The following is a 12,125-nucleotide window of genomic DNA, read 5'->3' as shown; positions in this document are numbered from 1 at the left end:
TAAGGGCGTCGTGCACGACATTGCCGTTGTATTTCAAAGGGGCGGCCTGCCCCTGAATTCAGGCCAAAAAAAAACCTAAACGTCCGGTCTCTTCGTCATACACGAAGAAACGAGAAGTTTAGGTTTTGCCTGTCAGACAGTAACAATCCTGCTTTCTGAAACGGATTCTCTGGCGAATCGGAAACAGAAACAAGTCGTAATATTCGCCAGATGATGAAACTGTGATCGGCTTCAGACTTTGTGCAGACCGACGCTCATCCCTGAGCGTCACTTATGCGTTTACGGCTCAGACGGGGGTGGTTTCTGCGCAAATCAGGCTCTGCGCCCATTCACCGCAAACGGCATCCAGCTCACCGCGTGCTTTGGCTAAACCGGCTTCGCGCGCGGCTTCATCGGAAAATTGCAGCGGCTGCGCATCCACAAACCACGGGTTTTCCACGCCGATAAAACCAAACGCATTTTTCAGTACCGGCGTCATCGCATCCATATTGGCGAACGGGCTGCCTTCACTGAGATCCGCGCCGCGCGTGGTGATAAACAATACTTTCTTATCGCCCAGATTGCCGGTAATGCTGCCGTCGGCGTGCAGGTCATAGGTGATGTTTGTGCGGATAATATTGTCGATGAATGTTTTAAACGTCGACGGGATCGTCCAGTTATACATCGGCATCGCACAGACCAGCGCATCGGCTGCCATCACGCGCTGACACAGGGCGTCGGACTCCGCCAGCACGTCGCGCATGCGGTCCGTACGTTGCGCTTCCGGCGTGTAGGTCGCCTGCACAAATTCCGCTGACACGTGCGGCTGCACATCTTCCGTCACATCGAGATAGTCGATCTCGATATCGACCCCTTTCTGTTCCAGTTGCTCAATAAAGTAACGCCCCAGTGCCCGGGAATTTGACCATTGATGAAATTTTGAACTGGCATCGACGTGTAGAATTTTCATGTTTTTCCTTCCTGATCTTCGCCGTTAACGGCGCGCATTTAAACTAGGACTAACTTTGTCGTAGTTAAAAATACGCGCAATGCTATCCCGCTGGCAAGTGCCAGTGTGAAATAAAAAAAGACAAGGAATCAGATAATGCGGCGCGAGCCTTTATCACCTAACCAGCGGGTGATCTGCTGTTCGAACTCCGGAGGCGCTTTACGGCCAAACTGCGAGGCCAGTCCGGCCAGGGTTTGCGCAGCCAGCACATCGCGCATTTTGTTGTCGGCGTCGATCATCAGGGAATGGATCGCACACAGGCCCGAACTCGCCCAGGCAGGCGGATCGTTGTCAAACACGGCGCAGCGGTTGCGGATTTCCTTGCAGTCGAACAGCTTTTTACGCCCGTCGATAGCATCAACTACATCCAGAACGGTGATCTCGTGTGGCGGTTTCGCCAGCCGGATGCCGCCCTTCGCACCTTCGGTGGCGATGATCAGTTTCGCTTTGTGCAGTTTGGTGAACAGTTTGGCGACGTAATCAAAGGGCACGCCCTGAAGTTCAGATAAATCGCGGACACTGGCTTCCGTCACACTTCCCTGCGGATGGGCGATAAACAGCAGGCAATGCAGTGCGTATTCCACGCCAGCGCTGATATGGGACATACAACCTTTAACTCCAAACTAAGACGGAATGACTCTTAATTAAACACCAGTTGCCCCGAAATTGACACCAAAAGCAGGGATTTCTGCAAGTCAGGCCAAAAGCCCGCGCTCAGTTTGAACCCGCTCACAAATAAAAAACAAAATCAAAAAACGTAATTTGTATATTCGTTTCCTCAATTGTCTGACTCGATTCTATTCACAATACTTCTGGCAACATTTTACTTCTCCATGCTGTTTATCTTTCTTTTCGTCAAAGACATTAATTAATTTCAGTCGGTTATCTCTCCTTACCCAAAGCAGGTAACAAATAATGATGATCACTCCGGTTCTTTCAGTAAAAGATAAGATTGGCTACGGACTCGGCGATATGGCCAGTGCGCTGGTCTGGCAAACTGCGACCTTGTTTCTGGCCTATTTCTACACGGATGTTTTTGGTTTACCCGCCGCGATTATGGGCACATTATTTTTAGTCGTGCGTGCCGTGGATGCCTGTGTGGATCCCTGTATCGGCGCACTGGTAGACCGGACAACCTCGCGCTACGGGAAATTCCGTCCCTGGCTGCTGTGGTTTGCAATCCCGTTTGGTGTCTGTTGCCTGATCACGTTTTACGTGCCGGATGTCTCCCCGACCGGGAAAATCATCTACGCGACAATCACTTATACCTTATTAAGCCTGGTGTACTCCGCCATTAATGTGCCGTATTGCGCGATGCCGGGGGCGTTAACGCTGGATCCGCGCGAGCGTCATTCGTTGCAGTCGTGGCGCTTTGCGCTGTCATTTATCGGCGGACTGGTGGTGACGGTGATTGCCCTGCCGCTGGTGGCAAAACTGGGCGCGGGCAATCCGCAAAAAGGCTATTTCTACGCCATGAGCCTGATGGGATTACTCGGCATCGTATTATTTTTCTGCTGTTTCGCCATGACGCGCGAGCGTTATCATCCGCGCAATGACACCTCCGGTTCGATGCTGAGCGATCTGAAATTACTGTGGAATAACGCACAATGGCGCATCGTATTTATTTTTAATATTCTGCTGTTGTGCGCGGTGGTAATCCGTGGCTCCGCGACCATGTATTACGTGAAATATGTTCTCGCCCGGCCGGATCTGATTTTCAATTTTATTGTTTTTGGCATGATCGCCTCATTATTTGGCGCGTTACTGTCTGAAAAATTATTAGGAAAATTCGACCGGGTTAAATCCTATCAGTGGACGATCCTGACGTTTGTGGTGTGTAACGCGGCTATTTTCTTTATCCCGTCTCCTTCCATTGGCCTTATTTTCGCCTTCAATCTGGTGTTCAGTTTTATCCAGAATCTCACGACGCCGCTGCAGTGGACGATGTTCTCCGACGTGGTCGATCACGAGGAATCCCGCACCGGCCGCCGTCTTGACGGCCTGGTGTTTTCCACTGCGTTGTTTGCCATCAAATTCGGACTGGCGCTGGGCGGCGCCATTGTCGGCTGGGTTCTCGGCATGGTCGATTATGTGCCGAATGCCGCCACGCAAAGCTCTGGCGTGATGCTGACCATCAATTCACTGTTCACGCTGGTGCCGTGTGCCTTGTTCCTGCTGATGGCCGCCCTGCTGTTTACCTACAAACTTAACAGCCGCACGATGCAGAACATCGCGGCATCCCTCGCCACCCGCCGTTCTTTCGGCGGCGAAGAGGAACCCGTTCTCAGCGGTACCCGCCCTTTGATTAATCAAGGAGATGCAAGATGACTCACCTTTATCAGGATGCTTCACAACCCGTTGCCACCCGCGTCGCCGATCTTCTGGCACGCATGACGCCGGAGGAAAAATTCGCCCAGATGCATGCGTTCTGGCTGATCCTCGACAGCAACGGCAATCATCAGGAGCGTACCGATCTCAGCGACGATTTTGCCGGTCACAAGCAGAGTGACGCGCTGGAACAACAACTGAAGTCCGGCGCGGGGCAAATTACCCGCCCGCTCGGCACGCATGTGGTCAGCCCGGCGGAAGGCGTACGGGCGCTGAACCGGCTGCAAAAAACGCTGGTGGAAGACACGCGGCTGGGTATTCCGGCGATGTTCCACGAAGAGTGTCTGGTCGGCCTGTTGTGCAAAGATGCCACGCTGTTTCCCTCATCACTGAGTTATGCCTCCACGTGGGATCCGCAACTGATGGAGCAGATTGCCGCCGCGATCCGCGACGAAGCACAAAGTGTCGGTTGTCATCAGGGGCTGGCGCCGGTGCTGGATGTGTCGCGCGATGTGCGCTGGGGACGTACCGAGGAAACCTTTGGCGAAGATCCGTATCTGGTTGGCGTCATGGCGACGGCTTACGTGCGCGGTTTGCAGGGCGAAAAACGTGACCTGCTGGCAACGCTGAAACATTACGTCGGGCATTCTTTCAGCGAAGGGGCGCGCAACCATGCGCCGGTACATCTCGGTTTCCGCGAGCTGAATGACACTTTCCTGCTGCCGTTTGAAATGGCGGTAAAACTGGCGAATGCCGGTTCGGTAATGCCTGCTTATCATGATATCGACGGCCAGCCGTGCCACAGCGATCACTTCCTGCTGACGGAACTGTTGCGCGAACAGTGGGGATTCGATGGCCTGATTGTCGCCGACTACGGTGGCGTCAGTCTGCTGCATCAGCATCATGGCGTCAGTCATGACGATGCGGAATCTGCCGCGCTGGCGTTTAATGCCGGTCTGGATATCGAATTGCCGAAAGGCGACTGCGCGCAACATCTGGCCGATGCGGTGTCGCGGGGTCTGATTGATATGGCGAAAATTGACGAGATTGTCGCCCGCGTGCTGACCGAAAAATTCCGCCTCGGATTATTTGAGCAACCTTACGCCAGTGTGCCTCAGCCGCAATTGCAGCAACCCGCCACACGGGAACTGGCCTGGCAAGCCGCCGTCCGTTCCATCACCTTGCTGGAAAACAATGGCATCCTGCCGCTCAGGCCCCGGTCCGGCCAGAAAATCGCCGTCATCGGCCCGACGGCAGATGATCCGCTGGCCTTACTCAGCGGTTATAGCTTCCCGGTGCATCTGATCATCAGCGAAATGGAAGCGCAGACAGAACAGGTCATCACGCCGTTACAGGCTTTGCGCGACGCTTACGGTGAACAAAATATCCGTTATGCCAAAGGTTGCCATATTCTCGAAAAACGCACCGCCGGTGCGCCGGTATTCCCCGGCGATGCGGGAACCCCGATGCAAAATTCACCGGTCTCACAAAGCACCGCACTTATTCCGCAGGCGGTGAAACTGGCGCAGGAGAGTGACGTCGCACTGGTATTTGTCGGTGATCTGGCCGGATTGTTCCAGAGCGGAACGGTCGGAGAAGGTTCTGATACTGACAGCCTGCAACTGCCCGGCGTTCAGCAGCAGTTGCTCGAAGACATTGTGGCGACCGGCAAACCGACCATTGTGGTGATGACCGGAGGCCGTCCGTATTCTCTCGGCGGGCTGGAAGACGACGTCGCGGGATATCTGATGGCCTTCGCGCCCGGTCAGGAAGGCGGCCGCGCGATCAGCGATATCATCAGCGGCAAACAGGCACCGTCGGGACGTCTGGTGGTATCCGTGCCGAAAAGCGCCGGGGCGATGCCCTATTATTACAATCACAAACTGAAAAGTGGCGGCACGCCGATTGCCTTCCACTTTGGCGCACAATACCCGTTTGGTTACGGGCTGAGCAGCACCACGTTCCGTTACCATGATTTTCAGCTCAGTCAGCATCCTGTCGCCATCGAAAATGGCGACATTGAGGTGCAGATACGAGTGACCAATACCGGTAAGCAGGCGGGCAGCGAAGTGGTGCAGGTTTATCTGCGCGACTGCGTGGCATCACTGGTGCGTCCGGTGCAGGAACTCAAGGCTTTCGAACGCGTTGAACTGGACGCCGGACAAACCGCCACGCTGAGTTTCAGCATCCCCATCGACATGCTGAATTTCACAAATCATGCGGGTAAACGCATCGTGGAACCGGGTTTTGTCGAGGTACAGGTAGGGTCGTCGAGCAGGGATATTCATGCGCGTGGAAAAATCACGCTGTCCGGCGAAGTGCGGGAGTTGCCGCGTCACTGGCGGATGGTCAGCCGCTGTGAAGTCAGTCAGTAATTTCTGCTGGCTGAGATAAGCCAAACGGACGCTCAGGGCGTCCGTTTGGCTTTCTGGCACAGAACCCTGCGCAAAGAACCGGTTATTCCGTTTCTCTCGCGATACCAAAGTGCTTATACGCATGATTGGTTGCCATGCGACCGCGCGGTGTGCGCTGAATAAAGCCCTGCTGGATCAGGAAGGGTTCGATGACGTCTTCAATCGTCTCGCGTTCTTCGCCGATCGCCGCCGCTAAGTTATCCAGTCCGACCGGTCCGCCGGTGAACTTGTCGATAATCGCCAGCAGCAGTTTGCGGTCCATGTAATCGAAGCCTTCGGCATCGACGTCCAGCATATCCAGCGCGCCGTTGGCCACATCACCGTTAATGGTGCCGTCGCCTTTGACTTCGGCAAAGTCACGCACACGGCGCAACAGACGGTTGGCGATACGCGGCGTACCGCGTGACCGGCGGGCAATCTGATGCGCGCCCTCTTCCGACAACTCCAGCCCAAGGCATGACGCACTGCGGCCGACAATGTGCTGCAAATCGGCCACCTGATAAAACTCCAGACGCTGCACAATCCCGAAACGGTCACGCAAAGGAGACGTCAGGGAACCCGCGCGGGTGGTGGCACCAATCAGGGTAAAGGGCGGAAGATCAAGTTTGATGGAACGTGCCGCCGGGCCTTCACCGATCATGATATCCAGCTGATAGTCTTCCATCGCCGGATAAAGAATTTCTTCAACGACGGGCGAAAGACGGTGGATTTCATCGATGAACAGCACGTCGTGCGGCTCGAGATTGGTCAGCATCGCGGCCAGATCACCGGCCTTTTCCAGCACCGGCCCCGACGTGGTGCGTAAATTCACGCCCATTTCGTTCGCCACGATGTTAGCCAGCGTGGTTTTCCCCAGTCCCGGAGGGCCGAAAATCAACAGGTGATCGAGCGCATCTTTGCGTTGCTTAGCCGCCTGAATAAAGATTTCCATTTGCGAGCGCACATGAGGCTGACCGACGTATTCGTTGAGCAGCTTCGGGCGGATCGCACGGTCAATGACCTCTTCTTCACTGAAGACTTCGGAAGAAATCAGGCGGTCAGCTTCAATCATCGTTTACCTCACAGCGCCGCGCGCAGCGCTTCTCTAATTAACGTTTCAGATTCGGCGCCCGGTTTGGCAACCTTGCTGATCATGCGGCTGGCTTCTGGGGGTTTGTATCCGAGGGATATCAGGGCTGCAACGGCCTCGCCTTCGGCGTCAGATTCTTTAGCTTTCGACGACGATGCAGGTAGCGTGATATCAGTATGACTGTTAAATAGATCACCGTTTAATCCTTTAAACCGGTCTTTCATTTCGACAACCAGGCGTTCTGCGGTTTTCTTACCGACGCCGGGTAACTTAATTAATGCGGTGATTTCTTCCTTTTCGACCGCACTGACAAACTGCTGTGCCGACATGCCTGACAGGATCGCCAGCGCCAGCTTCGGCCCGACGCCGTTCACTTTAATCAGTTCACGGAACAGCGCGCGCTCTTGTTTATCGTTAAATCCGTAGAGCAACTGGGCATCTTCACGGACGATAAATTGCGTGAATATGATAGCTTCCTGGCCCAGTTCCGGCAATTCATAAAAACAGGTCATCGGCATATGCACTTCATAGCCCACGCCGTTGGTTTCAAGCAGCACCAAAGGGGGCTGTTTTTCCAGAATAATGCCTCGTAGTCTGCCTATCACGTTCATTTTCCTTATCAGGTCAAAAGCAGCGATGTTTATATCATAAAAAAAGCTGGATGGATATCCAGCCCAATGGACTTGCGGCGTCTATCGCATACGTCCGCGCGCCATCTGCAATTTATCGCTGCTGAGCCGGATGGCATTCTGGCTCATGTGACAATGGGTGATGGCAATCGCCAGCGCATCGGCGGCATCCGCCTGCGGGTTCGCCGGTAATTTCAGGATCGAACGCACCATATGCTGCACCTGCGATTTTTCAGCGGCACCGGTACCGACGACGGTCTGTTTCACCTGCCTCGCCGCGTACTCAAACACCGGCAAATCCTGATTTACCGCCGCGACTATCGCCGCACCACGCGCCTGTCCCAGCTTTAATGCCGAGTCGGCGTTTTTCGCCATAAACACGGATTCGATGGCAAAAAAATCAGGCTGAAATTGCGTAATGATTTCCGACACACCGGCGTAAATCAGTTTCAGACGCCCCGGCATGTCGTCAACCACGGTGCGGATACAACCGCTGCCGAGATAGCTCAGCTGACGCCCTGTCTGGCGGATAATGCCATAGCCGGTAATACGCGAACCGGGGTCGATCCCCAGAATAATAGCCATAGCCAGTCAACGCCTTGTGTTGTCGTTTTTTTTGGAAAGTTGGGGAGAGTATAAACTGCTGAGGCACAACAGGATAGCCAGCCGGTGGCAGCCACCGGCGGCACTGAGATTACAGAGTTTCTGCGATCTCGTCGGAGATTTCACCGTTGTGGTAAACCTCCTGCACATCGTCACAATCTTCCAGCATGTCGATCAGGCGCAACAGTTTCGGTGCAGTTTCTGCATCCATGTCGGCTTTGGTCGATGGGATCATGGTGACTTCTGCGGAATCAGCTTTATAACCTGCCGCTTCCAGCGCGTCTTTCACTTCGCCCAGGTTTTCCCAGGCGGTGAAGACGTCGATAGCGCCGTCATCGTAAGAAATGATGTCTTCTGCGCCCGCTTCCAGCGCGGCTTCCATCAGCACGTCTTCGTCCAGGCCAGGAGCGAAAGTGATCACCCCTTTTTTGGAGAACAGGTAAGCCACGGAACCGTCAGTACCCAGATTGCCACCGGTTTTGGTGAAGGCATGACGCACTTCCGCCACGGTACGGTTGCGGTTATCACTCAGACATTCAACCATGATGGCAGAGCCACCCGGGCCGTAACCTTCATAAATGATGGTTTCCATGTTGGTGTCTTCGTCACCGCCGACGCCACGCGCAATCGCGCGGTTCAGGGTATCGCGGGTCATGTTGTTGGACAGCGCTTTATCAATAGCCGCGCGCAGACGCGGGTTTGACCCTGCATCGCCGCCGCCCAGACGTGCTGCGGTAACCAGCTCACGAATGATTTTGGTAAAAATTTTGCCGCGTTTAGAATCTTGCGCCGCTTTGCGGTGCTTGGTGTTGGCCCACTTACTGTGACCTGCCATAAATATCTCCAAAAAGTCTAAAGTCTTAACAGACCGAATAGTTTACAAATTCTTCAATCGCCTGCTGGTTGCTCGGAGAGACCGTCAGCGCTGCCGCTGCCGGTTTATCGAGCCACCGGTATGCATGATGTTCGGTGAGAACCACATCACGCTCGTCGGGTAACGCCAGACAGAACCAGTGTTCTTTATTACGGGTCACGCCGGGAGCATAGCGATGGCGCAAATGCGCAAATATTTCAAAGTCCTCGCAGCGGTCGCAGTCCTGCAGAGTCAGGTTTTCACCTGCAATGTCGATACCGACCTCTTCAAGAACTTCACGCTGCGCGGTTTGATCCGGGGATTCCCCGTCCTCCAGACTGCCGGTTACCGACTGCCAGAAGTTCGGGTCATCCTTACGTTGGAGCATCAGCACCCTGCCGGTGTTGCTGGCGTAGATGACGCACAGTATCGACTCAGGACGCTTATAGCTCATTAGTTATTCTCTGTATTTGTGTCTGGTGTCACTTCTTTTTTCGCGACTACCGCAATGCCCAGCTCCAGCAGTGATGCCGGATTGGCAAAACTTGGGGCTTCGGTCATCAGACACGCCGCAGCGGTGGTTTTCGGGAAGGCGATCACGTCACGGATATTATCCGTACCGGTCAGCAACATCACCAGACGATCCAGACCAAATGCCAGACCGGCATGCGGAGGCGTGCCGTATTTCAGGGCGTCGAGCAGGAAGCCGAATTTCTCGCGCTGTTCGTGCTCGTTAATCCCCAGAATGCTGAACACGGTCTGCTGCATTTCGCTGCGGTGGATACGCACAGAACCGCCGCCCACTTCGTAGCCGTTGATTACCATGTCGTAGGCGTTCGCGATAGCGGAAACCGGGTTCGCCGCCAGTTCTTCTGCGGTCATGTCTTTTGGCGCAGTGAACGGGTGGTGCATGGCACTCAGGCCGCCTTCGTCGGTGTCTTCAAACATCGGGAAGTCGATGACCCACAGCGGAGCCCACATGTCTTCTTTGGTGATTTTCAGGTCACGGCCAACTTTCAGACGCAGCGCGCCAATCGCGTCGGTCACGATCTTGGCGCTGGCTGCGCCGAAGAAGATCATGTCGCCGTCTTGTGCGCCGGTGCGTTCAATCAGCGCTGACAGCAGGTCTTCATTAAGGAATTTCGCCACCGGGCTCTGGATACCTTCCAGGCCTTTCGCGACTTCATTCACTTTGATGTAAGCCAGACCTTTCGCGCCGTAGATTTCGATGAATTTAGCGTATTCGTCGATTTGCTTACGGCTCAGGGAAGCCCCGCCTGGCACGCGCAATGCGGCCACGCGGCCTTTCGGATCGTTAGCCGGATCGGCGAACACTTTGAACTCGATGTTTTTCATCAGGTCAGCAACATCGACCATTTCCATCGGGTTACGCAGGTCCGGCTTATCGGAACCGTAACGACGCATTGCTTCTGCGAAAGTCATGATCGGGAAGTCGCCCAGATCCACACCTTTCACTTCCTGCCACAGTTCGCGGGCCAGTTTCTCCATCACTTCACGCACTTGTTCGGCGCTCATGAAAGATGTTTCCACGTCAATCTGGGTAAATTCTGGCTGACGGTCAGCACGTAAATCTTCATCACGGAAGCATTTTACGATCTGATAATAACGGTCAAAGCCGGACATCATCAGCAGCTGTTTGAACAGCTGAGGGGACTGCGGCAAGGCGTAGAACTTGCCTTTGTGCACACGGCTTGGCACCAGATAGTCACGCGCACCTTCCGGCGTGGCTTTGGTCAGCATCGGGGTTTCGATGTCGAGGAAGTCATGGCTGTCCATGAAACGACGCACGAAGCTGGTGATTTTGGCACGCGCTTTCAGGCGGTTCGCCATTTCAGGGCGGCGCAGATCCAGATAGCGGTATTTCAGACGCGCTTCTTCGGTGTTGACGTGGTTGGAGTCCAGCGGCAGCGATTCTGAGCGGTTGATGATGTTCAGCTTGCTGGCGAACACTTCCACTTCACCGGTCGCCATGTCTTTGTTGAACTGGCTTTCCGGGCGCGCACGCACGGTGCCGGTTAACTGGATGCAGAACTCGTTACGCAGCTCAGACGCCAGTTTGTAGGCTTCTGCCTGATCGGGGTCGAAGAAAACCTGAACGATGCCTTCGCGGTCACGCATATCGATGAAAATCAAACCACCCAAATCACGGCGACGGTTAACCCAGCCACACAATGTTACTTCCTGGCCCACATTGGACGCATTCAGTTTTCCACAATATACAGTACGCATAACGGTATCCTTTTGATCCCACTACCCGGCCTCATGGCTCACAGGCACAGAAACGGTTATTGACTCTGGTCGCCCGCCGCAAAACTCAGCAGCGCGCGGAATGGGTTTTATTCAGGTCGAAAAAAGGCGGCTATTATAAAGGAATTTCCGGCGAAGGATAAGTGCGAACACGTCAACGCAGGCGCGGAAATTCACACCTGTTGCTTGCTACACATAATTTAACAAAATTATCCCCAATTTGATCCGCCCGTTAGCATAGACTCGCGCAATCCCCTTTGTACACGCAGTAAATGATTCCTTTCTCTCATTACCCATTTTGAAAACCGGGAGCTAAACATGAAACTTGACCCTAAAACCACCGCGCTGGTGCTGATCGACTTACAGAAAGGGATTTTACCGTTCGCGGGGGGCCCGCACACCGCACAACAGGTGCTGGATAATGCCACTGAACTGGCAAACCGTTTCCGTAAGCTGGGCGCGCCGGTGGTGATGGTCCGCGTCGGCTGGTCTGATTCCTTCGACGAAGCGCTGAAGCAGCCTGTCGATATTCCTGCGGCTGCGCCGGAAGGCGGTTTACCGGCAAGCTGGTGGGAATTCCCGGAACAACTGGGCGTGACCGACAGCGATCTGCTGGTGATCAAACGTCAGTGGGGCGCGTTTTACGGCACCGATCTGGATTTACAACTGCGCCGTCGCGGCATTAAAAGCATCGTGCTGGCGGGTATTTCCACCAATATCGGCGTGGAATCGACGGCGCGTAACGCCTGGGAACACGGCTATGAGCTGGTGATCGCTGAAGATGCGTGCAGCGCGCACAACAACGATCATCATCAGTCGAGCATGCAGTTTATTTTCCCGCGTATCAGCCGCGTACGTTCCACTGCCGAAGTGCTTGCCGCTCTGCCAGAGTAACGTTACCCTGATTTTCATGCCTGAACGCCGCCCGATGAGGCGGCGTTTTATTTGGGAATTCCGGCTCAGAAAACAGGGA

At 54.4% G+C, this 12,125-nt stretch carries 11 protein-coding genes; 3 read left to right on the top strand and 8 right to left on the bottom strand.

Going from position 1 to position 12,125, the window contains the following annotated elements:
- Nucleotides 1-286: 286 nt before the first annotated feature.
- Both J9880_RS16495 and J9880_RS16490 read right to left on the bottom strand, forming a co-directional pair.
- Nucleotides 287-949 carry an FMN-dependent NADH-azoreductase gene (locus J9880_RS16495; RefSeq protein ID WP_195817243.1) on the bottom strand — a complete coding sequence of 221 codons (663 nt, stop codon included), beginning with the start codon at nucleotides 947-949 and terminating at the stop codon, nucleotides 287-289.
- A gap of 128 nt (nucleotides 950-1,077) precedes the next feature.
- A complete protein-coding gene (locus J9880_RS16490) occupies nucleotides 1,078-1,593 on the bottom strand; it encodes an RrF2 family transcriptional regulator (protein WP_095922381.1) in 516 nt (171 codons plus the stop codon).
- Nucleotides 1,594-1,903: 310 nt separating this feature from the next.
- On the opposite strand from J9880_RS16490, the gene J9880_RS16485 reads away from it, so the two are divergent.
- Together J9880_RS16485 and J9880_RS16480 are read left to right on the top strand one after the other, a co-directional pair.
- Nucleotides 1,904-3,316 (top strand): MFS transporter, encoded by a 1,413-nt coding sequence (locus J9880_RS16485; protein WP_232769638.1) that lies wholly within the window; start codon nucleotides 1,904-1,906, stop codon nucleotides 3,314-3,316.
- Nucleotides 3,313-5,691 carry a glycoside hydrolase family 3 N-terminal domain-containing protein gene (locus J9880_RS16480; RefSeq protein WP_232769637.1) on the top strand — a complete coding sequence of 793 codons (2,379 nt, stop codon included), beginning with the start codon at nucleotides 3,313-3,315 and terminating at the stop codon, nucleotides 5,689-5,691. The genes J9880_RS16485 and J9880_RS16480 overlap by 4 nt, the downstream gene beginning before the upstream one ends.
- Nucleotides 5,692-5,773: 82 nt before the next feature.
- On the opposite strand, the gene ruvB is transcribed toward J9880_RS16480, so the two are convergent.
- The 6 genes from ruvB to aspS all read right to left on the bottom strand — a co-directional run bounded on the left by ruvB (nucleotide 5,774) and on the right by aspS (nucleotide 11,134).
- Complete coding sequence (gene ruvB / locus J9880_RS16475; protein WP_047610532.1) at nucleotides 5,774-6,781, bottom strand: Holliday junction branch migration DNA helicase RuvB; 1,008 nt, start codon at nucleotides 6,779-6,781, stop codon at nucleotides 5,774-5,776.
- Nucleotides 6,782-6,789: 8 nt separating this feature from the next.
- Nucleotides 6,790-7,404, bottom strand: a complete 615-nt coding sequence (gene ruvA, locus J9880_RS16470; protein WP_095925158.1) for a Holliday junction branch migration protein RuvA — start codon at nucleotides 7,402-7,404, stop codon at nucleotides 6,790-6,792.
- An 87-nt stretch (nucleotides 7,405-7,491) separates the two neighbouring features.
- Nucleotides 7,492-8,013: a crossover junction endodeoxyribonuclease RuvC gene (gene ruvC, locus J9880_RS16465; RefSeq protein ID WP_015696865.1), complete on the bottom strand. Its 522-nt coding sequence runs from the start codon at nucleotides 8,011-8,013 to the stop codon at nucleotides 7,492-7,494.
- Nucleotides 8,014-8,122: 109 nt separating this feature from the next.
- Nucleotides 8,123-8,866 carry a YebC/PmpR family DNA-binding transcriptional regulator gene (locus J9880_RS16460; protein ID WP_013575035.1) on the bottom strand — a complete coding sequence of 248 codons (744 nt, stop codon included), beginning with the start codon at nucleotides 8,864-8,866 and terminating at the stop codon, nucleotides 8,123-8,125.
- A 25-nt stretch (nucleotides 8,867-8,891) separates the two neighbouring features.
- Nucleotides 8,892-9,338 carry a dihydroneopterin triphosphate diphosphatase gene (nudB, locus tag J9880_RS16455; protein ID WP_095922384.1) on the bottom strand — a complete coding sequence of 149 codons (447 nt, stop codon included), beginning with the start codon at nucleotides 9,336-9,338 and terminating at the stop codon, nucleotides 8,892-8,894.
- Nucleotides 9,338-11,134: an aspartate--tRNA ligase gene (aspS, locus tag J9880_RS16450; protein WP_095922385.1), complete on the bottom strand. Its 1,797-nt coding sequence runs from the start codon at nucleotides 11,132-11,134 to the stop codon at nucleotides 9,338-9,340. Before aspS ends, nudB begins: the two co-directional genes overlap by 1 nt.
- Nucleotides 11,135-11,470: 336 nt before the next feature.
- On the opposite strand from aspS, the gene J9880_RS16445 reads away from it, so the two are divergent.
- Complete coding sequence (locus tag J9880_RS16445) at nucleotides 11,471-12,046, top strand: hydrolase (protein WP_095922386.1); 576 nt, start codon at nucleotides 11,471-11,473, stop codon at nucleotides 12,044-12,046.
- Nucleotides 12,047-12,125: the final 79 nt, after the last annotated feature.

The sequence above is a fragment of the Rahnella victoriana genome, from assembly GCF_021276285.1.
Lineage (GTDB): Bacteria > Pseudomonadota > Gammaproteobacteria > Enterobacterales > Enterobacteriaceae > Rahnella > Rahnella victoriana.
The sequence above is the reverse complement of the archived record's forward strand: the minus strand, read 5'-3'. Positions and strand labels throughout refer to the sequence as shown.